General features: G+C 53.8%; 19 protein-coding genes and 1 tRNA gene. 16 read left to right on the plus strand and 4 right to left on the minus strand.

Annotation, left to right across the window (positions count from 1 at the left end):
* Positions 1-104: 104 nt before the first annotated feature.
* The 16 genes from SOJ49_RS02365 (at position 105) to SOJ49_RS02440 (ending at position 18,371) form a co-directional block, all read left to right on the plus strand.
* Positions 105-1,781, plus strand: a complete 1,677-nt coding sequence (locus SOJ49_RS02365; protein WP_369856627.1) for a DUF1302 domain-containing protein — start codon at positions 105-107, stop codon at positions 1,779-1,781.
* Between the two features lie 16 nt (positions 1,782-1,797).
* On the plus strand, positions 1,798-3,159 hold the full coding sequence (locus tag SOJ49_RS02370) for a DUF1329 domain-containing protein (RefSeq protein WP_369856628.1): 1,362 nt from the start codon (positions 1,798-1,800) through the stop codon (positions 3,157-3,159).
* Between the two features lie 435 nt (positions 3,160-3,594).
* Positions 3,595-4,752, plus strand: coding sequence for an alpha/beta hydrolase family protein (locus SOJ49_RS02375; protein WP_369856629.1), 1,158 nt, complete (start codon positions 3,595-3,597; stop codon positions 4,750-4,752).
* Between the two features lie 25 nt (positions 4,753-4,777).
* Entirely contained in the window at positions 4,778-5,731 is a 954-nt protein-coding gene (locus SOJ49_RS02380) for a VOC family protein (protein ID WP_369856630.1), read from the plus strand.
* A gap of 283 nt (positions 5,732-6,014) precedes the next feature.
* Positions 6,015-7,088 (plus strand): WD40/YVTN/BNR-like repeat-containing protein, encoded by a 1,074-nt coding sequence (locus SOJ49_RS02385; protein ID WP_369856631.1) that lies wholly within the window; start codon positions 6,015-6,017, stop codon positions 7,086-7,088.
* On the plus strand, positions 7,085-9,469 hold the full coding sequence (locus tag SOJ49_RS02390; protein ID WP_369856632.1) for an RND family transporter: 2,385 nt from the start codon (positions 7,085-7,087) through the stop codon (positions 9,467-9,469). The genes SOJ49_RS02385 and SOJ49_RS02390 overlap by 4 nt, the downstream gene beginning before the upstream one ends.
* Positions 9,466-9,852, plus strand: a complete 387-nt coding sequence (locus SOJ49_RS02395; RefSeq protein ID WP_369856633.1) for a Rieske (2Fe-2S) protein — start codon at positions 9,466-9,468, stop codon at positions 9,850-9,852. The genes SOJ49_RS02390 and SOJ49_RS02395 overlap by 4 nt, the downstream gene beginning before the upstream one ends.
* Before the next feature lie 5 nt (positions 9,853-9,857).
* The gene (locus SOJ49_RS02400; protein WP_369856634.1) at positions 9,858-10,988 is read left to right on the plus strand and encodes an FAD-dependent oxidoreductase; all 1,131 of its coding nucleotides are present in this window, start codon (positions 9,858-9,860) and stop codon (positions 10,986-10,988) included.
* Between the two features lie 167 nt (positions 10,989-11,155).
* Complete coding sequence (locus SOJ49_RS02405) at positions 11,156-11,965, plus strand: cyclase family protein (protein ID WP_369856635.1); 810 nt, start codon at positions 11,156-11,158, stop codon at positions 11,963-11,965.
* A 101-nt stretch (positions 11,966-12,066) separates the two neighbouring features.
* Positions 12,067-12,651 carry a cupin domain-containing protein gene (locus SOJ49_RS02410; RefSeq protein WP_369856636.1) on the plus strand — a complete coding sequence of 195 codons (585 nt, stop codon included), beginning with the start codon at positions 12,067-12,069 and terminating at the stop codon, positions 12,649-12,651.
* Position 12,652: 1 nt separating this feature from the next.
* On the plus strand, positions 12,653-13,429 hold the full coding sequence (locus SOJ49_RS02415) for an SDR family NAD(P)-dependent oxidoreductase (protein ID WP_369856637.1): 777 nt from the start codon (positions 12,653-12,655) through the stop codon (positions 13,427-13,429).
* A gap of 73 nt (positions 13,430-13,502) precedes the next feature.
* Entirely contained in the window at positions 13,503-14,492 is a 990-nt protein-coding gene (locus tag SOJ49_RS02420) for a fumarylacetoacetate hydrolase family protein (RefSeq protein ID WP_369856638.1), read from the plus strand.
* Between the two features lie 4 nt (positions 14,493-14,496).
* Positions 14,497-15,462 (plus strand): NAD-dependent epimerase/dehydratase family protein, encoded by a 966-nt coding sequence (locus tag SOJ49_RS02425; RefSeq protein WP_369856639.1) that lies wholly within the window; start codon positions 14,497-14,499, stop codon positions 15,460-15,462.
* A gap of 60 nt (positions 15,463-15,522) precedes the next feature.
* Positions 15,523-16,224, plus strand: coding sequence for a hypothetical protein (locus tag SOJ49_RS02430; RefSeq protein WP_369856640.1), 702 nt, complete (start codon positions 15,523-15,525; stop codon positions 16,222-16,224).
* Between the two features lie 96 nt (positions 16,225-16,320).
* A complete protein-coding gene (locus SOJ49_RS02435) occupies positions 16,321-18,183 on the plus strand; it encodes an SWIM zinc finger domain-containing protein (RefSeq protein WP_369856641.1) in 1,863 nt (620 codons plus the stop codon).
* A gap of 111 nt (positions 18,184-18,294) precedes the next feature.
* Positions 18,295-18,371 (plus strand) — tRNA-Arg (locus SOJ49_RS02440).
* Positions 18,372-18,497: 126 nt separating this feature from the next.
* Here the strand turns inward: SOJ49_RS02440 and SOJ49_RS02445 are convergent.
* The 4 genes from SOJ49_RS02445 to SOJ49_RS02460 all read right to left on the minus strand — a co-directional run bounded on the left by SOJ49_RS02445 (position 18,498) and on the right by SOJ49_RS02460 (position 24,100).
* Positions 18,498-19,484, minus strand: coding sequence for a restriction endonuclease (locus SOJ49_RS02445; RefSeq protein ID WP_369856642.1), 987 nt, complete (start codon positions 19,482-19,484; stop codon positions 18,498-18,500).
* A 239-nt stretch (positions 19,485-19,723) separates the two neighbouring features.
* Positions 19,724-20,671, minus strand: a complete 948-nt coding sequence (locus SOJ49_RS02450; RefSeq protein WP_369856643.1) for a flavin reductase family protein — start codon at positions 20,669-20,671, stop codon at positions 19,724-19,726.
* A 167-nt stretch (positions 20,672-20,838) separates the two neighbouring features.
* Complete coding sequence (locus SOJ49_RS02455) at positions 20,839-22,032, minus strand: GIY-YIG nuclease family protein (protein WP_369856644.1); 1,194 nt, start codon at positions 22,030-22,032, stop codon at positions 20,839-20,841.
* Positions 22,025-24,100 carry a DEAD/DEAH box helicase gene (locus tag SOJ49_RS02460; protein WP_369856645.1) on the minus strand — a complete coding sequence of 692 codons (2,076 nt, stop codon included), beginning with the start codon at positions 24,098-24,100 and terminating at the stop codon, positions 22,025-22,027. Before SOJ49_RS02460 ends, SOJ49_RS02455 begins: the two co-directional genes overlap by 8 nt.
* Positions 24,101-24,110 lie beyond the last annotated feature (10 nt).

A 24,110-nucleotide genomic window follows, 5' to 3' on the forward strand; every position in this document is an offset into this window, starting at 1 on the left:
CTCGCGGTACATCGCTAGCCTCAGTTCAGTAGCGATAACGCTGGCTCCGGTGTTCGGCTCCCTGAATAAAAACAACAATCTCCAAATAATTGGAGGAGGGTCTGATGACGATAAACACTCGCAAGGGTATGGCTCCCGTGTGTCAGAAATTGCACCCCAAAGTGCTCTCTCTGGCCATCATGGTATGCACAACATCTGTTCACGCATTTACGATTGATACCGGTCATCCGGAACTGTCCCTGCGTTTGGATAATACGGTCAAATACAGTGCTGCCTATCGCCTCAAAGAGCGGTCTGCAGAGCTTTCCGAAACACAGTACGATGCCAATGGCATTGTCGGCCCCAATAATGTTAACCAAGACGACGGTGACAATAACTTCGACAAGGGGCTGGTCTCCAACCGACTGGATATCCTGACTGAGGTTGACCTGGCCTATAAAAACATGGGCGCTCGAGTCAGTGCGGCGGGTTGGTACGATCAGATTTACCATCAGGATACCGACAACGATACCACTACCTCTAATGCCGATTCGGCAGATGAGTTTTCAGACGATGCCCGCACCATTATGGGGCGGGATGTTGAACTGCTGGATGCCTTCGTGTACGGCTACTTCAGCTTTGGTGAGCACATGAGTACGGTGCGGGTCGGGCGTCATACCTTGCTATGGGGTGAGAGCCTGTTTTATGGCGCGAATGGTATTGCCGGTGGTCAGGCACCGCTGGATCTGGTGAAATTGTTATCGGTTCCCAATTCCCAGTTCAAGGAAGTAGCTCGGCCGCTGGGCAAGGTGTCTGCCACCTTATCGTTGTCCGACTATTTGTCGCTGGGTGCCTATGTTGGTTACGAATGGGAGAAAACCCGTTTGTTGCCAGCGGGTGCTTATCTGTCGAGCAATGATGTACTTGCTGGAGAACGTTTGAATGCTGGCCCCACCGGTGTGTTTGAAAATGGCGGTGATATGGAGGCGTCTGGCAGCGGCCAGTACGGCCTGCAGGCACGCTTGTATGTGCCTGAGGTTGACACCGATTTTGGTCTGTACGCCATTCGATACAATTCGTTTTCTCCCAGCGTTATCTACACCACCTTGTCTGGTACTCCGCCGGAGCTGACGGCTTCCAAGTTCCAGTGGGCCTATCACGAAGGGATCAAGGCGTTTGGCGCCAGTTTTGCCAAAACGGTCGGCGTGTGGAGCTTGGCGGGTGAAGCCTCCGTTCGTCTGAACGCACCGTTGGCCAGTTCTGGCGTAACCATTCTGGAAACCATCGGTGTCGGCACTGAATACAACAACAGTGATAACCCTGGTTATGCGGTAGGCAAGACGGGTCATGCCCAGGTGTCATGGCTCGCCAGCCTCGGCCCTTCGTTTATTTCAGATGAGGCCAGTTTCTTGGGTGAAGTTGCCTGGAATACGCGTATGGCCATTACTGATAACGAGGGTGCATTGAATCCGAATACCGATAAATCGGCATCGGCTATTCGGGTTGTTTATAGCCCGACCTATCGCCAGTTATTCTCCGGTATTGATGTAAGTCCAACGATCGGTGGTAGCTATACATGGGGTCGTTCGTCTGCCGTTGGCCCGGCTTTTGGTGTTGACCGGGGCGGCGATTTTAATGTTGGCGTCAAGGCAATATATCTGAGTCGCTGGACTGGTTCGCTGAGCTATATGAGGTTCCACGGACCGATTGGCTCAGGCAACGATAACAATAATGACCCCCAATTCAAACAAGCGCTGAAAGACAGGGATTACCTCTCATTGTCTGTCAGTACTACCTTTTAAATAGCCGGAGGCAATTATGTATAACAACAAAAGCCGGGCACTGTTGGCCGTTATTTCTACAACGGTATTGTCGTGTTCCAGTCTGGTCGCCAGCGCGGCTGTTTCAGAAAAAGAAGCTGCTCGTTTGCAGCGGGATCTGACCCCGCTTGGTGCCGAGCGCGCCGGGAATGCGGCTGGTATCATTCCTGCCTGGACTGGCGGTTACACCCAGCCAATTCCCGGTGATGTGGCGGGCGGGCGTCGCAGCGATCCGTTCAAGGATGAGCAGCCGCTGTACACCATCACCGTCGACAACATGAATCAGTATGCCGATCAGTTGACTGACGGTGTCAAGGCGATGCTGCAAAAATACCCGGATAGCTACCATCTGAATGTCTATCCGACTCATCGTACTGCGTCAGCGCCCCAGTGGGTGTATGACAACACTGCCGCCAATGCGATTCGCGCGACTCTGGATGGTCACACCCTCAAGGGTGCCTACGGTGGCGTGCCGTTCCCGATTGCTAAAACAGGTCTTGAAGCCATTAAAAATCATATTCTCGGCTGGGCGGGAAGCAGTTGGGAGGTGATGCTGACGCAATATCAGATCACTTCGAACGGCAGAAGCGTACTGACCACCGAGGGGTCTATTCGCCAGAATATGCCGTATTACTTTCAGGATGGCAGCGTGGATAACTACGATGGCATGTACTGGGAAATTAACCTGACCAACGTCGGACCGCCGATTCGTGCCGGTGAAATGATCGTCGGACGTGATAACCTGGATGCCGACAAGTCGGCGGCCTATGTCTACCTGACAGGTCAGCGCCGGGTTCGGCGTTTGCCGAATGCCTGTTGCGATACGCCAGCTCCCGCTACTGCCGGTCTGATGTCATTTGACGAGATATCGGTGTTTTCGGGTCGTACCGACCTGTTCGACTGGAAACTGCTGGGCAAGCAGGAAATCCTGGTGCCCTACAACCAGAACCGGTTTTTGCAATACAGCGAAGATCAGATCATTACCGGCCAGCACCTCAATCCCGCAGCCGTACGCTGGGAGTTGCACCGGGTGTGGGTCGTCGAAGCGACACTGGCGGAAGGCAAGCGTCATCGTGTTCCCAAAAGCAAGTACTACCTGGACGAAGACACCTGGCAAGCGGTGTTGGGCGACCGTTGGGATGGCAAAGGCCAGCTGTGGAAGACGTTGTGGGGCTTTAACTACGTGATGCCAGACTTTCCCGGCACGATTCGCCAGACCTTTGGTTACTACGATCTGTTGTCTGGTGAAGGTTATGTGGCCAATGTCTTGAACGATCAGGAATTCCATCACCGACCGACCAATCGTTGGCCAACCAATACCTTTACCGGCCAGGGCCTGGCAGCACAAGGGGTTCGTTAATAGCAAATCAGCGATACCGGATTTGAATCGTTATCTCCTGTGAGTGGCAGGGGTAGTCTCTTGAAATAACAAGGGTTTGGATTCGGTATTACTGCGGTGTGATCGAGTTGGATATGTGCATGATGTGAATGGGACATGAAAATACGATTGCTTGGTAAGCCACCGGGTAACCGCTTGCTTGCCAGAGTTATGTTGTTGGGTTGTATCTCGGTGGTAATTAATGGCGGCCAGGATCCATTTTAACGTGCCTTGTTTTATTGGGTTGGTTCAGCAACAAGGTGCTTTGACTTTCAGAGGTTAATTCAGCGTTTGACGATAATTGTTAATGGTGTCGGAGGGCCTCTGAAAGTCTTTTTTATTGTGTGTGGATATCTGAGGATATTCTGTTTTTACCGTTGTTATTAATTTATGTTATTGATTTGATCAGGAGGAATTATGTTTCGATATTTTCCAACCAACTATCCGTGGAATTTATCCGTCGATCTGGCCATTGAAATGGGGGCCAAGATGGGTGAAATCGAGGAAATGTGCGCACCGCTGATGGAGGCTTCCAAAAAGCGTGACGCGGAAGGCACGGTTGCATTTCGTGAAACCTGGGCGCGTATGGCCGACAAACTCTGCGATCTGGCGGCTGAAGATGAAACCAAAGGGCGACTGATCTCTGCCGGAGAAAAATACAACCGGGCTGCAACGTATTATCTGACCGCCGAGCGTTTGCAGGCCCATGGTGCAGAAGGTCGTCTGGCGTTATTTACCCGTTTTCTGGAAGTGTTTAACCGCGGTACCGAGCTGACCAAAGAAAACTGCGTGCGGGTAGAAATTCCCTACGAAGGCACACACCTGTCGGCGCTGTATGTGCGGGCGGAAGGGGTGGATGGCCCGGCTCCAGTGCTGGTACAGGTCAACGGCCTGGATTCCACCAAAGAAATGAAATACCGCGTTGGTTTGCCCCGCATGCTGGCTAAACGGGGGGTGGCTTCCCTGGTTATTGATCAGCCAGGCACAGGTGAAGCGTTGCGTTTGCAAGGTTTGCCTGCACGCTTTGATGCCGAGCACTGGGCCAGCCGCGTGGTCGATTGGCTGGAAGCCCGCGATGATATTGATGCTGCCCGTATTGGTATGGAAGGGGTGTCGCTGGGTGGCTATTACTGTCCTCGTGCCGTGGCATTCGAGCCGCGTTTTGCTTGCGGTGTGGTCTGGGGTGCTAACCACGACTGGCGCGACGTCCAGAAAAAGCGCCTGGAAAATGAAGGTGATTTTCCGGTGCCGCATTACTGGGAACACGTGCGCTGGGTCTGGGGTGCGAAAGACATGGGCGACTTTATGGCGATTGCGGAACAGGTTCACCTGGATGGTGTGGTTGAGAAAATCAAGGTGCCATTCCTGGTTACCCATGGTGAAAAAGATTCCCAGATTCCATTGAAGTGGGCTCAGCGCACCTTCGACCAGCTGGTGAACAGCCCTGACCGTGAACTGAAAATTTTCACCGAACGTGAAGGTGGTACCCAGCATTCCAGTTTTGATAACCCGGACAACGCTGGAGCCTATATTGCTGACTGGGTTGCCGAACACTTGAATGGCCGCATCGCCTAGCACTGTCTTTTCAGGAGAAGCAAAGATGAATATTACCGGTTTGGAAACTTTGGTATTTGGTGTTGAAAACCTTGCTGACTGTGCTCAATACCTGACCGACTACGGCTTGATTGCGGTCGATACGAATGATCAGGGTGGTCGCTTTGAAGCCCTGGATGGCACTGCCATCGTACTGGCTCATACCGACGATGAAACCTTGCCAGCGGCGCTGGGTAATGGCTGTTTGTTGCGTAAAACCGTGATGGGTGTGGCTAATCAGGCATCGCTGGATGGCATTCGCGACGAGTTATCGAAAGACCGTGCAGTACGGCTGTTAGACGATGGCTCGATTGAATCCGTTGACGACATGGGTTTTGTGATTGGTTTTCAGCTGACCCAACGCAAGTTGATCGAAAAAATCGGCGAAATCGCCAACGTGCCCGGATCGCCGATCCAGCGTGATGTCAACCAGCTGGGGGTCGATGACCATGTTGGCCAGATACGCCCGCGTACCCTGTCGCACGTTGTGTATTTCGTCCCGGATGTGGTCAAGGCCGAGGCCTTTTATGTTGAACGCCTGGGCTTCCGCTGCACTGACCGCTTTGATGGTATTGGCCCCTTCTTACAGGCCAGTGGCTCATTGGAACACCACTCTCACTTTCTGATTGGTGCGCCAGAACATATGAAAGGTGTCGAGCATTTCACCTTCCATTTCTCTGGTCCAACGGAAGTAATGCAGAACGGTTCCCGCTTTATCGAAAAAGGCTATCAGGCGTTCTGGGGCCCAGGCCGACACCTGCTCGGATCCAACTGGTTCTGGTATTTCAACAGCCCGTTTGCCTGCCATATGGAAATGGACGCCGATATGGATCTGCACGACAGAACTTGGGAAGCGCGGGTTTCTGACCTAGGGGCTGATGCCTCGCAGGCGTTCCTGCTGCAATACCGCAAGAAGTGGTCTCCAGGCCCAGGTACGCCTGAAAACGGTGACTATGCGTGATATCTGCGTGATATCTGCGTGATATCTGCGTGATATCGCTTCACCGGGCGGTGCTTTGCCGCGCCGCCGGGTGAAGCGCTTTGCCATTGCGGTGGCAATAAAGACGCAAGGACAGCAGGCCAGGCAGAAGGATTGAGCGGCGGTCTTAACCGCCAGCAGGCATCACCACATAACAATAAACAGTTTTGTATCGAGGTAGCGTCATGGCACACACATATAGAAAAGCTTCGTTAGCCTGGCAGGCAAGGGTTATTTTCCGCTCTGCGCCAGGAGTGGCTGGTTCATGATGGCAGTGGCATCGAAGCATGGCTTTTTGGCGTTGCTGTTGGCGTTGGCGGGTCTCGGTAGCCCGTGTCTGGCGGCAGAACAAAACCCTGATGAAGTGGCGGATGCCTGGGATCGACCGGCGCTATCAAGCCGGGCAGATGCCCATTCGTTTATGACCTCGGTTGCGCTCGCGGGATCACGTCAGATCGCCGTCGGTGAACGGGGTCTGATCCTGCTGTCGGGCGATCGTGGCACGCACTGGACTCAGGCACCGGTGCCCGTCAGTGTGACTCTGACGGATGTGGATTTTTTTGATGCCAATACCGGGTATGCCACGGGACATTCTGGCGTGGTGTTGGCCACCACTGATGGTGGTGCACATTGGCAAGTGGTGCTGACGGGTGAACAAATAGCTCGCATCCTGCTGGCGGAAGCGGAAGCCTCTGGCAATGATCATGCACTCCGGGCGGCCAATTATCTGGTTCAGGATGGCCCCGACAAGCCTTTGTTTGATCTGTTGGTGCTCAGCGCGAAGCACCTGATTGTGGTCGGTGCGTACGGCCTGGCGCTGGAAAGTAACGATGGCGGGGCGACCTGGAGCGACTGGGCGCAGCGCTTGAACAATGTCATGGGCTTGCACTTGTACGGTATTCGCACACAAGGGCAGCGCTGGCTGGTATTTGGCGAGCAGGGCCTGGTGCGGCTGTCGGTTGATAACGGTCATAGCTTCAGTGAACTGGAAACACCTTATCCTGGCAGTTTCTTTACTGGTGAAATCACGGCTGGTGGCCGACTGGTTTTGGCTGGGCTGAAGGGCAATACCCTGGTATCCGCCGATGATGCCGGTCAACATTGGCAAGAGATGAGTAACCCGGTGGTGGCCACCATTACTTCGTCGCTTTACCAGGATGGCGAGTTGTTGCTGGTTAATCAGGCGGGTCACATCTTGCGTGAAACCAACGGCGCGCTGTTGCCGGTTATCAATAAAAAACTCCCACCCCTGAATCATCTTGTCCGGACCCAGGACGGTGGACTGCTCGCGGCCAGCGTGCGGGGAATTATCTCGATTGAGTCTGGAGATGTGCAGTGAAATATTCCATTCCGAATACACCCGCCGATAGCGGCGAATTCGATCCCAAATCCGGATCTTTGATCGAGCGTTTGTTGTTTAACAACCGCCTGGTCGTGGTTGTGCTGTGCGCCCTGATCACGCTGTTGCTGGCCTCTCAGGCAACCCGGCTGGAATTGAATGCCAGTTTTGAAAAGACCTTGCCAACTCATCACCCATACGTCACCAATTATCGGTCTTACAAGAGTGAACTGAACGGCTTGGGCAATTCGGTTCGTGTGGCTGTCGCCAATCCGGGCGGCACCATTTACGACGCCCAGTACATGGAAACCTTGCGGCAGATGAGCGATGAGATTTTTCTGCTGCCAGGGGTTGACCGGGTACAGATGAAGTCAATCTGGACGCCGTCGACCCGTTGGGTGGGGGTGACCGAAGAAGGCATGGAAGGCGGCCCGGTGATTCCAGACGGCTACGATGGTTCGCAAGCCAGCATGGAACGGTTGGCGATCAATGTTAACCGTTCTGGCGAAATCGGCCAGCTGGTGGCACTTGATAGCGGCTCCAGCACCATTTATGTGCCGCTGCTTGACAAGGATGCTGAAGGGAATCCGATCAGCTACGCTGAATTTGCCACCCGGCTTGAAGAGCTTCGAGGCCGTTACGAGCAACAGGGCGTCGAGATCCACATCACCGGTTTTGCCAAGGTTATTGGCGATCTGATTGATGGCGTGCGATCGGTTCTGATGTTCTTTGCTATTGCCGTCGCCATTGCCACTGCCATGGTGTACTGGTACACCCGTTGTGTCCGCTCTACCGCACTGGTGGTATTGGCCTCATTGACGGCGGTGGTATGGCAGCTGGGGTTACTGCCGGTACTGGGTTACTCGCTGGATCCTTATTCCATCCTGGTGCCCTTTCTGGTGTTTGCCATTGGCATGAGCCACGGTGCCCAGAAGATGAATGGCATTATGCAGGACGTCGGGCGGGGGTTTGACAAATTGGTTGCCGCCCGCTTTACCTTTCGCCGCCTGTTTCTGGCTGGACTGACGGCCTTGCTGGCCGATGCAGTGGGCTTTGCCGTACTGCTGGTGATTGATATTCCAGTGATTCGCGAGCTGGCTATTGCGGCCTCGATCGGTGTTGCCGTGCTGATTTTTACCAATCTGATTCTGCTGCCAATCCTGCTCTCCTACATTGGGGTCAGTGAGCGCGCCGCCAAACGCAGTGTCGCCAATGAGAATGAAGACCAGAGTCATTCTGCCGAAGCGCGTTTGTGGGTGTTTCTTGATCGCTTTACCCGGCGGAAGTGGGCCATCGGTGCGATTCTGACCGGGGTTACGTTGGCCATTGCTGGCGGTGCCCTGAGTACCCAGCTGAAAATTGGCGACCTCGATCAGGGTGCGCCGGAGCTGCGCCCTGACGGTCGTTATAACCGCGACGTGGCCTTTATGAATCAGCATTACGGGGCCTCCAGTGATGTACTGGCGGTGATGATTGAAACCCCCGCCGGGTTCTGTTCCCAGTACGGCATTCTCAAAGCGGTTGACCTGCTGGAATGGCAATTGCGCCAGCTGCCCGGTGTGGAAACCACCAATTCTCTGGCCTTGATGTCGCGTCGCATGCTGTCGGGCCTGAATGAAGGTAATCCGCTGTGGTACGGCTTGTTGCCCAACCAGAATATGCTGAATTTTATTACCGCTGGCGCGCCACGGGGTTTGTATAACGACGACTGTTCGCTGTTGACCTTGTACGTCTATTTGCAGGATCACAAGGCGGACACCCTGACCAGGGTGGTGGATCATATTGAACAGTTTGCCGCCGCCAACAACCGTGAAGACGTCACGTTCTTGCTGGCCGCAGGCAGTGCCGGTATTCAGGCGGCAACCAACATCGCGGTCAAGGAGGCCTGGCGCAATATGCTGTTACTGGTATACGGCGCGGTGATTCTGCTGTCGTTTATCACCTTCCGTTCCTGGCGTGCCGTGGTTGTTGCCATTTTGCCTTTGATGTTGACCTCAATTCTGGCTGAAGCCCTGATGGTTCTGCTGGGAATGGGCGTCAAGGTCGCTACTCTGCCGGTGATCGCACTGGGCGTGGGTATCGGTATCGATTATGCGCTTTATATTCTGTCGGTCACGATGTCCCGCTTGCGAGCTGGAGCGAGCCTGTCGGAAGCCTATTTACGGGCGCTGCAGTTTACCGGAAAAGTGGTAATACTAACGGGTGTTACTTTAGCCGTCGGTGTGGTGACCTGGGTGTTCAGCCCGATCAAGTTCCAGGCTGATATGGGGTTGTTACTGGCGTTTATGTTTCTCTGGAACATGCTGGGGGCACTGATTCTGATCCCGGCGCTGGCGCACTTTCTGATGAAACCTGCTGCTGAGCCGGAATCACAACGGTGAGCAGCGGACAGCAATCTCAGCCTCAACCCCAGCTGCTGTGCCGCAGTGAGATGGTAGCAGAAGGCCAGTCGCGCGGGTTTGACCCGCTGCAACTGGGCTGCGACAGCCTGTTTGTGGTGCGTCGGGCTGGGCAGCTGTATGGCTGGCGTAATGCCTGTCCCCATATCAACGGCGCGCCCATGGCCTGGCGTAAAGACGCGTATCTGGATGCGGCCGGGCGCTATATCGCCTGCCATGCCCATGGCGCTTTATTCGAGCCAGACACAGGTATGTGTATCCAGGGGCCTTGTGTTGGCCAACAACTTCAACCAGTGGATGTATCTGAAACTCCCGACGGCAATATCGTCGTGGTGGATCCATTACAAGACAATAAGAAGGAGTAATAACGATGAGTGCAGTTAACAAGGTATTGGTTATTGGTGGCGGGTTTTCCGGAATGGCCGCCGCCATCCAGATGCGCAAGGGTGGCATTGAGGTTGATCTGATCGAGATTGACCCGGAATGGTGCCCTTTGGGGGCCGGTATCACCATTAATGGTGCGACTTTGCGAGCTCTGGAAACGCTTGGTCTTTATGATGAGTTTCTGGAAACCGGGTTTGTGTCTGACGGGGTGGATATCTGTACCGCCTCGGGCCAACTCGTTGCCACTCTGCCAACACCCCAGCCGCTTGGCTCCAATGTGGCCGGTGGTGGCGGTGCCATGCGTCCGGAACTGGCCCGGATCATGGCCAAAGCGACCCGTGATAGCGGTGTTGACGTACGCCTGGGATGCACCTTCAGCGATGTGACCGTAAACAGTGACCATGTCGATGTCAGCTTTAGCGACGGTAGCAGCGCTAGCTATGATCTGGTCGTGGGCGCTGATGGCGTGCACTCGTCGCTGCGTGAGCGGTTCTTCCCGGAAATCAAAAAACCTGAGTATATCGGGCAGGGGGTCTGGCGTGCAGTGATGACACGTCCGGCCAAGCTGGAACGGCCGTGTATGTGGTTGGCAGAGCATTTGAAGCTGGGCATTAACCCGGTATCCCAAACCCAGATGTACATGTTTATTACCGAAGACCGTCCGACCAAGGAATATATTGATCCGACGACCTGGCCAGATGTGTTTGCTGAGCTGATGAGCCGTTTTTCCGACCCGATGATTACGGATCTGATACCTCAGGCTCATGCTGCAACTGCCAATATAGACTATCGTCCGTTAGCCAATTTGCTGGTGCCGACACCCTGGAACCGGGGTCGTCTGGTCATGATTGGTGACACCGTGGCGGCCACCACACCGCACCTGGCATCCGGTGCCGGTATCGGTATTGAAAGCGGCATCGTGCTGGGTGAGGAATTGGCCAGTAATACCGATCTGCAAGTGGCGCTGGATCGCTTCCATGAACGCCGCTGGGAACGCTGCCGCATGGTGGTGGAAAACTCTGGTCGCCTGTGTCAGATCGAGATTGATGGTGGTGACAAGGCCGAACATGCCAGCATCATGAAAACCTCGATGATGACGTTAGCACAGCCTATTTGATTGGCTTTGTTACTGGTTGTGCTGGATGGCTGACATCAGGGTGTATTGGTTGCAGCCATGTCAGCCATCGGCATACCGCCTTTGAGGAAAAATACCATGGCTGTTAACGTTTTGCGCCGATTTGTTGATTGTCAGCCATCGCCATACCGCCGTTGAGGAGTAATACCATGGCTGTTAACGTTTTGCGCCGATTTGTTGATTTGTCGATTTATCTTGAAAATGATGTGCTGTCTGATCCGCCTGCCCTGGCACCTAAAATCACCTATCAGACCCATCAGGATACCATTGGCGAATTTACCCGGTTAATACCGGGCACCAGTCCGGAAGACTATCCAGAGGGCGAAGCCGCTGCCGCAGAATGGGTCAGCCTGTCCACCCATAGCGGCACGCATCTGGATGCGCCCTACCATTTTCATTCTACCCAGGATGCCAGAAACGGCGGCTCGCGCCCATCGATCACCATCGATGAAGTACCGCTGGAATGGTGCTTTCAGAACGGTGTGAAACTGGATTTTCGCCACTTTCCGGATGGCTATGTGGTCACCGCAGCGGATGTTGAAGCCGAACTGGAGCGGATTGGCTACGACCTTCAGCCGCTCGATATTGTGGTGGTGAATACTCGTGCGGGGATGGCTTATGGCCAGCCAGGTTACGTCAATACCGGTTGTGGTATGGGTTACGAAGCCACCATGTATTTGTTGGAGCGTGGCGTACGCCTGACTGGAACCGATGCCTGGAGCTGGGATGCGCCTTTCAGTTATACCGCCGAACGTATTGCTGCCACCGGCGATACCTCGCTGATCTGGGAAGGCCACAAAGCAGGCCGTGATATCGGTTATTGCCATCTGGAAAAGCTCCATAACCTGGAAGCGCTACCCTCTCATGGATTTATGATCAGTTGCTTCCCGCACAAGATTCGCGGCGCATCAGCGGGCTGGACGCGTGCGGTCGCGATCTTCGACGATGAACAGAACTAACGCTGGCAACGTAGATAGCAGGGCGAATTGACCGTGCTGGATGGACACCCCCAAGGCATCCCAAAAAATCGTTTTTATACACCGCGCAATGAGGTTTTTTTATGAGTTTTCCTGATATTCACCGAGTCGTTACGGGTCACGATGCAGACGGCAAGGCCGTCGCTATTCTGGATGGCCCATTGGCCACCGTTGTACCGTTGACGGCCATTCCCGGTACTGTGTTCCATGAAGTCTGGAGTACCTCGGCAACGCCGGTCAGCATCAATAACGACACCGATCCGACAGTGGGGGAACTGGTCTTGCCGCCGCCCGGTAATGGTACTCGTATTCGCTTTGTGGATATTCCCCCCGACACGGAAGACTATCTCGCAAATGGCGCCGGCCGTATGAAAGATGCGTTCAACGAAATCGGCGATGAAGCCGCTTCTACAGTAAAAACCGACTCGCCCCATCCCTTGATGCACCGTACCGAATCGGTTGATTACGGCATTGTGATAGAAGGCGCCATGACACTGGTGCTGGATGATTCCGAGGTTGAATTGCGTGAGGGCAGTGTGGTGGTGCAGCGTGGCACCAACCACGCTTGGGCCAATCGCTCCGGCAATATGTGTCGCATGTTGTTTGTACTGGTCGATGGCAAGTACGAAGCAGAGATCGCTGCGGCCCTGGATAAAAGGAACGGTTGATATGGACTCTACGCTGTTTGACTTGACTGGCAAGGTTGCTCTGGTCACGGGTGCTGGCGGTGGGCTGGGCAACGCCATCAGCAACGGGCTGGCTGCCCATGGAGCGACGGTGATTGTCTCGGATATCGATCTGACAGTCTGTGACGCTGTCGCCGACAGCATTCGTCGCCAGGGAGGAATCGCCCATGCGCTGGGGTGTGACTTGGCAGACCCGGTCGCCATCAACCAACTGGTCACTGATGCCCTGGCATTGTGTGGCCGGGTGGATGTGCTGGTGTGTAATGCCGGTATTCAGGGACCTGCCGGTTCGCTAGCAGCGGTCTCGGATGATGACTGGGAGCAGGTGATGAACATCAACCTGCGCAGTGCTCAACGATTAACTGCCTTACTGATTCCGGCGATGGCTGAACGTGGTGACGGTTCGGTCATTCTGATGGCCAGCATCGCGGCGTTACGCGGCAACAAGGCGATTGGCCTGTACGGCTTGTCGAAGGCTGCACTGGCGCAGCTGGCGCGCAATCTTACTGTGGAATGGGGGCCATCCGGGGTGCGGGTGAATGCCATTGCCCCTGGTCTGATTCGTACCCCGCTGGCGACAGCGCTGATCGATAACCGTGCTTTTATGGAGCGTCGCTTGGCGGCCACACCGTTACGCCGGGTTGGCGAGCCAGAGGAAATTGCCGGAGTGGTCATCATGCTGGCCAGCCGTGCGGGTGGTTTTATCGCCGGGCAAACCCTGGTGGTGGATGGCGGAACCCTGATCAGTGACGGCGGTTGACCGCCTTTGGTGCGTAGCCGGTTGCTGACCGAGATGTTCCACGTTTTTGTTACCAGTATAAGAAGAGCACACTATGAAACTGGCTTCACTCAAATCTGCACGTAAACACGGTCGTTTGGTTGTGGTATCCCGCGACCAGACTCTGGCGGCCGATGCCTCTATGATTGCGCCGGATCTGCTTTCTGCGCTGGAGTGCTGGGATACCCGTCAGCCAGAGCTGGAAGAAATTTATAGCCGTCTCAACGATGGCACTTTTATTGGTGCCTTTGCGTTTGACCCGGCCCAATGCGCTGCGCCGTTACCCTGTGCACCGCAATGGCTGGATGCCTCGGCCTTCCTGAATCACGGCTACCTGATGGAACGTGCGTTTAATACCGAACGTATCCCTCACTTCGAGACCATTCCCGTGATGTACCAGGGTGCCAGTGACGATTTTCATGGCCCGATGGACGATATGGTCATGGCCAGCGAAGAATACGGCATCGACTTCGAAGGAGAGTTTGGTGTGGTGGTGGGAGCCATTCCGATGGGTTGCAGCCCGGAAGCCGCAGAACAACAGATACGTTTGATCGTCCAGGTCAACGACTGGAGTTTACGGGCACTTGGCCCCCACGAAATGAAAACCGGCTTCGGTTTTTTGCAGGCCAAGCCATCCAGCAGCTTTGCCCCGATTGCCGTTACTCCTGACGAACTGGGTGATGCCTGGGCGAATGGCCGGGTCAATATGCACCTCAAGGTCGAGTGGAATGGTGCGCGCTTTGGCGAACCCCATGGCCGCGAAATGCATTATTCATTTGGTGAACTGATTGCTCACGCAGCTCGCACCCGTACCTTGTCAGCGGGCAGTGTGGTGGGATCTGGCACGGTGTCGAATCAATCCCGTGCCGCTGGCTCAGCCTGTATTGCTGAACGGCGAGTCATTGAAATTATAGATGAGGGTGCCGCTAAAACACCTTTTATGCAGTTTGGCGACCGGGTGCGGATGCAGGCCATGTTTGATAACGGTGATGCCGGCCCCTTTGGTGTTATCGATCAGCGCGTTGTTGCATTAACCAAGGACTGAAACCATGCATATAGTAATTACTGGAGCCAATGGCTTTGTCGGCAAGGCTCTGGCGCAGCGTCTGTGTGGTATGGGGACGCTGGGTAGCAGAACAATAACGCGACTGACCTTGCTGGATCTGTCGTTTGATAACGTTTTGAGTGGTGATGTGGCGGTCAGCCAGCGCTCTGGCAGCATCGCCGACCAGGACTGGCTGGTGTCGCAATTTCCCGCCAGCGATACGATGGATGTGGTGTTTCACCTCGCCAGCATTCCCGGTGGCATGGCAGAAACCCACTACGAATTGTCTCGGGCAGTGAATCTGGATGCAACCCAGACCTTGCTGGAGCTGGGGCAAACCCAGCAGCAAGCCGGTGGGCCAGCCCCCATCTTTGTCTTTGCCAGCAGTATTGCCATTTTTGGCACGATGGATGGCCCAGTATCCGATGACACACCGGCCCGCCCGCTGATGACCTATGGCGCACAAAAACGCATCGGGGAAATTCTGCTGGAAGACTTCAGCCGCCGGGGCTGGGTTGACGGCCGCTCCTTGCGATTGCCTGGTGTATTGGCCCGTCCGCCAGCCAATACCGGCCAGTTATCGGCCTTTATGAGCGATATTATCCGTGAACTCGCGGCTGGACGCCCGTTTGTCTGCCCAACCGCGGCGGCGGCAACAATCTGGGCTTCCTCCCTAACCAACGTGATCGACAACCTGATTCATGGCGCTGTGGTGCCGGCGCAGCAGCTGGCGGGCCAGCGCACATTCACCTTGCCAACCCAGGTCTGCACCATGGAAGCACTGGCACAAGCGGTGGGCAGGGTATACCAGGTGCCAGCCATGGAGCTGGTGCAATTCAGCCCGAATAAGCGGATAGAAACCCTGTTTGGGCGTTTCCCGCCTTTACTCTCAGGGCATGCAGACACGGCCGGTTTCAAAGCCGATGCTAACCTGGATGCACTGGTACGGGATGCCTTGCTGACAGCATGACTGGTCATGGCTGGCAACCAGCAGGGACGCACCAACTATAATAACAATAAGGTGATTATCATGAGGTATCTGATCGGATTGATCCTGTGTCTGAGCTGGCTGGTGGCCAACGCAGATGACGTTTTTAGCATGCGAATGAACGCGTTTCGGCTGGTGAGTGATGTACTGCTTTACCACAACCCCAGGTACAGCAATCAGGATCCGGCATTACGAGAGGAGTATCATCAGCTGGCTGTTACTCTGTCTTCGTGGTCGGCTGCAAACCGTTTCGGCCCCCTTGCCAGCAGCCAGACCCTGGTCAGCGACCTGGAGGCGGCAGTGACAGATGTCGACCAGCTGGCTCCAGAGCTGGACTACCTGTTCCCGATCTATATGAACAAGATGTTGCAAACCCATGCCGCTTTGGATGAGTTTCTGGCTAGCCTGGAACCGCAGGATTCCGACCGCTCCATTCTCAACGACGTTGCCGTTTCGGTCTCCATGCAGAACCTGGCCTATCAGGCCCAGGTATTCGGTTCACTGAATTTCTACCTATTGGGTGGAGACCCGGATGCACTCAGTTTGCTGGATGACCAGATACTGCAAAGGTGCATCAAGGCGGTGGAATCGAAGGACTACCAGAACCTGGAAGAACAGCAAAAAATACAAGACATTCTCACCAAATACCGCTTTATCCGTACCCATGTCACCGGAGAGAAACAGCAATGGATACCCGATCTGGTGGCTCGTTATCGCAACAGCATCGTTGACGTGGCTGACTAAAACAAACGTCTACTGGAGATTTCCCTGCTCCTCAGCAGATGGCGCGGCAAAAGCGCTTTTGTTGAGTGCTGATAACCGAAATACTGGCAAGACGCGTTGCTGGCCGATAATCTGTGGTCAACCTCTATCGACGACAGCAAAAACCAGATGAACCTGCACCAGATTCGCCAATTGGCGGGCGATAGCGTATTTAAAAAAGGTACCGACCTGCTGGAACAGGATCGCGTGCAGGCGCTGCATTCGGAAAACAGCCATGATCGGATCACGGTGACGTCGGATGTACAGGGCACCCGGCGTTATCAGGTGACACTCACTTTTGCTGACGGCAGTTTGCTGCACCACCGCTGCACCTGCCCGGCTGCCGATTACCAGCCGATCTGCAAACATCAGGTCGCGACTTGCCTCGAATATCTGGACAGCTTGCAAGACGACGTCAGCGGGCCAGGCGATAACCAGAACAATGCCGCTGATAACACCTCTGCAAAAAATTCCGCAAACACCGCGCCACGCAAGCCAGCCAAAAAAGACACCGAGTTGGAACAGATACAACAGTGGCTTCAACAACAGCCTAGCGCCGCGCTCATCGAACGCCTGTCCAGACTGGCCAGCCAACACCCCGAACTGCGTTCCGAACTGGCGATTCAGGCAGCACTGGCGCTCTCGCCACCCACGCCTGCCGCATTAAACAAACACATCACCAAAGCCCTGCCAAAACGCACGGGCCTGTGGGAATACCGCAAGGTGGCGCAATATTTTGACCGCGCGCTGTTACAGCTACAGCCGGTGATCGACCACATCGCCAACCTGCCAGCCGAGACTGCGCTCAACTGGAGCGCCAAGGCCTTACAACGGCTGGGGAGCGTGCTGGAACAAATTGATGATTCGGGTGGTTTTCGAGAGGCGCTGGAATACACCCTGGGCAAGGCAATCAGCCGCGACGTTGCCCGGCTCGACTGGCCACAAGAATGTAAGCTGACCTGGTTACTCAACCAACAACTGGACAACAGCGACCTGTTCCCATCGGTGGCGGAGCTGGAACTGTCCGATGGAGAGAAACAAGCGTTTTACCAACAGGTAAGAGCAGAATTTGATCGCATTGATGTTGCCAGCGATTACCGCCAGAGAACCCGCAATCAGCGCCTGCACAACCTCGCCGGGTTACTGACCAGTCGACCGGCACCGACATTAAGCCCCCGTGAACGGTTGGCCATCGACGAAAAAACAGCCACCACCGCATGGGAGTGCCTACGCCTGGCCGAAGGCTGTCTGAATCTGGATGACGAACTGAGCGCAGAAGACTTCCTGCTTCGAGCCAGATCACTGCCACATGACGAGCATAACCGAAACCGCTTTGACGACGTGCAGCAACGCATCGATCTGGCGTCGGGCAAGGCCGTCAGCGTCTGGCAGCAGCGCTGGCAGAACTTCCAGCAAAGCCCCGGCTACAAGGACTGGAAAATTCTCAATGCGTTGGTGGAAGACTACTCGCTCCAGGCCAGCGTCCCAGCCGACTGGCAAGCTCAGGCCGACGCTTGTTTGCGTCAAGCACTCACCCAGCCTGCCAATTCAAAACCGAGCTGGAGGATGCGCGCCGTGACCGACGACATGGTCAATTTCTACCTGGCCACCTCGCAACCGGAACAAGCCCTGGCCTGGGTCAAACAGCAACCGGTAAGCATGACAGCCATGATCAACACCCTGAAGCAGCCTGCCAACTATCAACAGGCATCAGATACCGTGATCGCCCTGGCCACCAGCGCATTAAACGACCGGGTGGCCATCACCCATAACCAGGCCTATGCCGAAGCTGTAGAAGCTCTGCAGCAACTGCAACAAGGGTGGGGCAGCGACGGAGACGACGGGTTTCGCCAGCTGGTGCGTGAACTGGAGGCAACCAACCGCCGCAAAACCAACTTCGTCGCCGGACTGAAAAGACACTTCAGCGACTACCTGAAATAACCACCTAAAAGAGCGAATTTGGCCAGACTAACAGGTAGCAGTAGAGCATCCATAAAAAAGCAGATACAATACGCGGCCTTGATTCAGGTAATCCTAGCCTGAACTCATCGACCGCCCGTAGCTCAGCTGGATAGAGCGTTGCCCTCCGGAGGCGAAGGTCAGAGGTTCGAATCCTCTCGGGCGGACCATATTTCAAGCCGTTCTGGCGATAGTGGTTACTAACTTCTAAAAATTGAGACCATTTTGAGACCACGTCTGAAAATGCGATATCAGGGCTCAAGCCGTTTTTGACCTTTGCCTTCATTCTCAAAAAATCACTCCGCAGGCCAGTAAACCCGGACCAATGGCATAAGCGTTCTGCCTTCGACATCGAAGCTTTCGTAATGAGTCACAATCAAATCTGCCAGGTCGTCCATATCCACCAATGTCAGCTGCATGGTGGAGCGTTCCGCTTCGTAGCGGGCCTCTTTGCTAAAGCCTCCAGTACTGAGATACAACCCATTATCACCTTCGCGCAAGGCGCCAATGAAACTGCGTACGGTGGGTGACCCGATTTGCCCTTTGCGATGTTTCACCTCTACCTTTATTCGAGGACTGGTCAACCCCAGACCGTCTGGTGAGGCAATAATATCGACACCACGATCAGGCCCCTTTGGAGATACTTTGGTCTTGAATCCCATAGCTCGCAAAACAGCAGCCATCATTTGCTCCATTTCATCGGCATCCAAGGCTTGAAGCAGGTCCTTAATCAACTCATGGCTACGGCTGATGACCTCCTCCTTGACTTGCTCTAACTGAACCTCTTCGGTGAGTCCATCAGATGTTTTGGCTGGATTACCTTCAAGCGCATTTTTCAGTTCTGTCTGACAGTCGTTATTCAAAGCAAACAAGGTCAAGGTAGAGCCCAGTGTGTTACGCACAGCTGCCGACAAGTCATCTCGCCGGACTTTTCCCAGCCACTCAATCTTTCGACGACTGCCATAGTCGTGCTCTTCGTCATCAGCGGCGTAGTAGTATTCGCCCTTATCCTGGCCAATCAAGTATTCCCGGGTTTCAGGGCCATAGGAAATCACCAGATCACCGGCCTGAATCTCGTCACGAAACTTGCGTAGCATAGCCAACGCGTTGCCAGTTTTGCCTGAATTTCCATAGATGGCCACATAGACAGAGCGCAGATCTTCCGCTGTTTGGTACTGCGTCAGATCACCGAGTTCATCCCAGCCGATTGCAACATAATCACCCCCAGAAAAGTCCTCAAAATAGCGGCCGCCTCTTCCTGCTCTTACCATCCATCCGTTCATTAGTGCTGTGTCCATTGTTGTTGGGTGGGTCAAGTCTTTGCGGCGTTCTTCAAAACTGAAAGCCGAGACGGTTGAAAAAGTACCCAGAGGAATCAGATAGTACTTAAAGTAAACAAATAGCTTATAAAGGCACTAAAATGCCTTGAGATATTCGTTGGTGGATACGATACCTCATCGCAAATGGATTGGGGGTTCCCGGTCGGCGTCTGGGCTCTGGAAAACGCTTCAATCCCCAATCTTCATAGTCGGTTCCGACGCATCCTCTGCCACCTTCGCAGATTTAGCACATCAAAAGCACGATTCTCTTGCTCCGGGTTTAGTATGTGTCTTCCAATGGGCCGAGCTACCAGGTCTGCCAGTTGTAGACCTGCTGAGTTGGACGCTTTGCTGGTCATTCGTAATTTGAAAGGCAGGCCCTGATGGAAGCGGTTCTCACCGTCACAAATACGGCGAAATTCCACTTCCGTGGGCGGCATCGAGATAGCAGTTTGCAAATTTGCATCTGGCGCACTCTCCAGCACCATCAACAGGCGTGATTCGATATTGTGCAGGCCCAGCTTCTGTTGCTCCTGGACAAAGCGAGGGTGACTGGCATTGACAGCCTGGATCATCAGATAAAAAACGTTTTCGCCCAGACGGGTGTCGAGCAGGTAAGGGGCCGGAGCGGCTGGATCCTGGTTTGGTTTTGCCCCCTGGGGATGAGGTATCACCATGGCGTATCCGCCCTGATGATAAAGCAGAGGTGCTCGGCCAAAGTCTTCAAAAACCTCAACTTTGCCGATCAGAATCCAGTGATCACCGGCATCAATATGCTCGAACAAGCTGCACTGGAAGTTGCCAGAGCAACCATCAAATACCGGAGCTCCACCAAAACCCTGGCGGAAACTGATACCGGCATATTTATCATCCGCCGGGCGAGCGAAGCCGTTGGACAGCTCGATTTGATCAGAAGCTAAAATGTTGACAGTGAAATGCTGTGCGGCCTGAAAGGTCTCCCAGGCACTGGAGCGTTTGTCGAGGCTCCAAAGAATCAGCGGTGGATCCAGCGATACCGAATTGAAGCTGTTGGCGGTGACGCCAACCTTGTTTCCATCCGCATCGATCGCCGTAACAATGGTGACACCACAAGCGAAGTTACCCAGTGCGCGGCGGAACTGGCGTGGGTCAAAAGGTGTTGCAGAACTCATAATACGCTCCCGTGGGATCTGCATCAGACCCCTTTTATTGTCGGTTCCTCCATCCTAACAAGCTGTGTTGGCGGATCACGGTCGATAACCCGAAAGCGCTTTTCAATCTTTTTTGGCTTCGTACGGTTTTGTTGATCAGGGCAGACATTACTCCAGGTCGTTGTCATTCAGTTTGTTACCAAAGATGCTTGCTCAGGATCATAAGAGACCCCTTCTATCTTTCCAGAGCGAATCAGTTCAACGGTTTCGTCAATAACGTGAAATGGCACCAAAAACCATTCGCGGGGTTTCACTGGCTTGCCGAAGCGATCATTAATCACCAGATCAAGTTGCGCAGCGGCAAATATACGATGGAGCAGATTTTCAAGTCTTGTCCGGTTAATTCCGACCAACTTGTAAGTGGCAACAACATCCACTGCAGCCAATAAATAGGTAGCATCATTTTCAGCATTGGCGATACGGGTTTCGACCTTGCCCCCTGTCACACCAATTTTATGAATCAAGTCGCGATGCTGTGCTACAGCTGGATGGTCAGAGTGACTGCGCAACACATAAATCGTACCGCTTTCAATATCGTCATCGTTCGACTGGTCACTGAATAAAGGGCCCGCGTCTGGCTCTGTCACACGGCGGCCTGCCTCATCTTTGTAGAGGGCTCTTTGTAGAGAGCGCAACAGAATATTACTTTCGGTTCCATTGGAATAAATCACTCGCAGTCGGGCATCGTTATCGCCGTTTGGCGCTTTAATGGTTTCGCCCACTTCCGCCACGTATGCCAGCTGTCCACCAAGAATAAACAGATTACTCAGCTCAATACTGGCATCTTGCTTGAAACGGCGGGTTTTACGAAGACCGTCTTTTATTTCTCGTTCCACCCGTTCAAATACAGATCGAAAGTTATCGAAGTCCTCGCATTTATCTCTCTTTGCAACTTCGTCAACTTCTCGCTTTTGCGCCGTACTGCGTACGTGCTTTAACTCCGTTAGCGAGCCACCCGCAATGCCTTCCAATTCAGAAAGCAGCTCGTCGTCAGAAGCGTCATCAACATCGTAAGATGGAGAGTCTTCGTTGACTCCTGAATTGGCAGCAGGAGTAGCCGTTAGCAGCCCCTGATGATCAATAGGCGACAAAAGCTCATGGTATTCAGCCAACGAGCGCAGTCGCTCCAGACGGGTGGCGTACATTCGCTCGAAAATATTTTTGTTTTCCCCATGCTGCGGAAGATGCTTGTGCTCATCGTAAAAGCGCTGAATATCTTCAAAGCCCGCAACAACGCGTTGCTCTTTGGCTGACAACACCTGTTTTTTTTCAGGCTTGGCAAAGTCATCCAGCTCATAACGCAGATCATCAAGATCAATCATAACGACCCTCGTCTTTATAACGGACAAAAGCAGCAGCCCCTTCGGCCATTTTCTTTTCCCACGCATCGGTTGCACTGATGGATGGCAAACGCCCGCGCTCTTTCTTGAATTTTACCGCACGTACCGCGAGCTCTTTCGCTTCTTCAGGTGTAATCCTGGTGGTTTTTGCTGCAATCGCCGCCGCGACCTGTTTCAAACTTTCCTCGCTCATGGTTTTTGCAAGAATGGCATATGCCTCACTGAAGGGATTGATATGGTCGATCAGATCAATATCCAGCTCTCGCACATCCATGGCGTATTTACGGATGCCATCAATAAGGGCGGTATTGGTGGGTCGTGGTTCGTTACCTTCAGCAGCGCCTGCGGTGAGGCCGGTTTGCTCAGCAATATCGAGGGCAACCTGTTTCCCTTGCTGAATCAGACTCAACGCCGTGATCGCATGCTGGCGCACAGATTCCTGATCTTCTTCGCCCAGTTCAGGGTAACGTTCCTTGATGATTTTACCCATACGCACCTGGGTTAGCTCCTCCGGCACCATCTCTTCATCGAATAAACCGCGCTCAATCGCTGTTTTGTCCTGCACAAAGGTTGCGATGACTTCGTTCAAATCTTCCCGGCAGATTCGAACGGCTTCTTTGCTTTTGGGTGATACCAAACCATTGATTTCAATCTGAATCTGGCCAGTAGCATCGTTAAAACCCACATTCGTTTTGCCGGGATCATAACCGCCTTCTCCATAATCAAAGCCTTCAGTCGGCTCATTGGCTGGATTTTTGGGGCGAAACTCAAAACGGGGGGCCAGTACTTGCTCCATCAGCAAGCTGGCGGCAATCGCTTTCAAAGTGTCGTTAATGGCTTCGACAACAGCCTCTTCGCTGGCATCCGGTTCGGCAATCAGGTTGGTAAAACGTGCTTTCAACTTGCCGGGAGCATCCCGGGTAGCACGACCAATGATCTGTACCACTTCCGTCAGGCTGGAACGATAGCCAACGGTCAGGGCATGCTCACACCAGATCCAGTCGAACCCTTCTTTGGCCATACCCAGAGCAATAATAATGTCGACGTAATCCCGGTTGTTTTTCTGGGATGGGTCTTTGAGCGCCGCCGAAACCTTGTCACGATGCTGGGCATCGTCGACCAGATCCGCAATTTTCAAAACTCGGCCTGATGGTGTTTTGACCAGCTGAAAGCCGGTATCAGGATCAATTCCCTGCCACTCACCCAACTCTTCAATGATGTGTTCAACCTCGCGGATTTTATCCTTGGTGCTTTCACGGGAATTCACACTGGGAATATGAATGATGGTTTTTTCATCCGGGTTCAATACCTTGAGCAAGTCATCCGAGTAAGGGCCGGTGTAGAAAAAATAGCCGATATCAAGCTTTTTCAGGTACTGATAGCCATTCAGTTGCTCGTAATAGGTGTAGGTTACGGTTTCAAAGCGGGCTTCGTCCTCAGGAACCAGTACCGCTTCAGCATCACCCCGAAAGTAGGAACCCGTCATCGCAACAATATGGACCTTGTCACGGGCAATCAGCTCAGACAGTTGCGCGCCCAATCGGTTTTCCGGATTAGCAGAAACATGGTGAAACTCATCCACCGCAATCAGGCAGTCATCGAACGCCGCAATGCCGAATTTTTCTACTGCATTGCGGAACGTGGCGTGCGGGCAAACCAGCACCCTGTCTTCACTATTCAGAAAAGCATTGACTGAATCTGCCTTGCTGCCTTCACCAGGGCTGTTACACAGGTTCCATTTGGGCTCAACATGCCAGTCAGCCCAGAACCCAAACTTTGACAATGGCTCATCAACAAAGCTGGAACCAATAGATTTCTCAGGCACCGTGATAATGGCTTTACGCATACCCTGGTTGTGTAATTTATCCAGCGCGATAAACATCAAGGCACGGCTTTTACCGGATGCTGGTGGTGACTTGATCAGCAAATACTGCTCACCGCGTCGCTCGTAAGCGCGCTCCTGCATCGGGCGCATACCCAGCTCGTTTGATTTGTTTGACTGGCCGCTCTGCGCGTAGGTCACAGAAACTGCAGGCACATTGTTTTTCATAATCCAGACA

It is taken from the genome of Candidatus Thalassolituus haligoni (genome assembly GCF_041222825.1).
GTDB classification, from domain to species: Bacteria; Pseudomonadota; Gammaproteobacteria; order Pseudomonadales; family Oceanobacteraceae; genus Oceanobacter; species Oceanobacter antarcticus.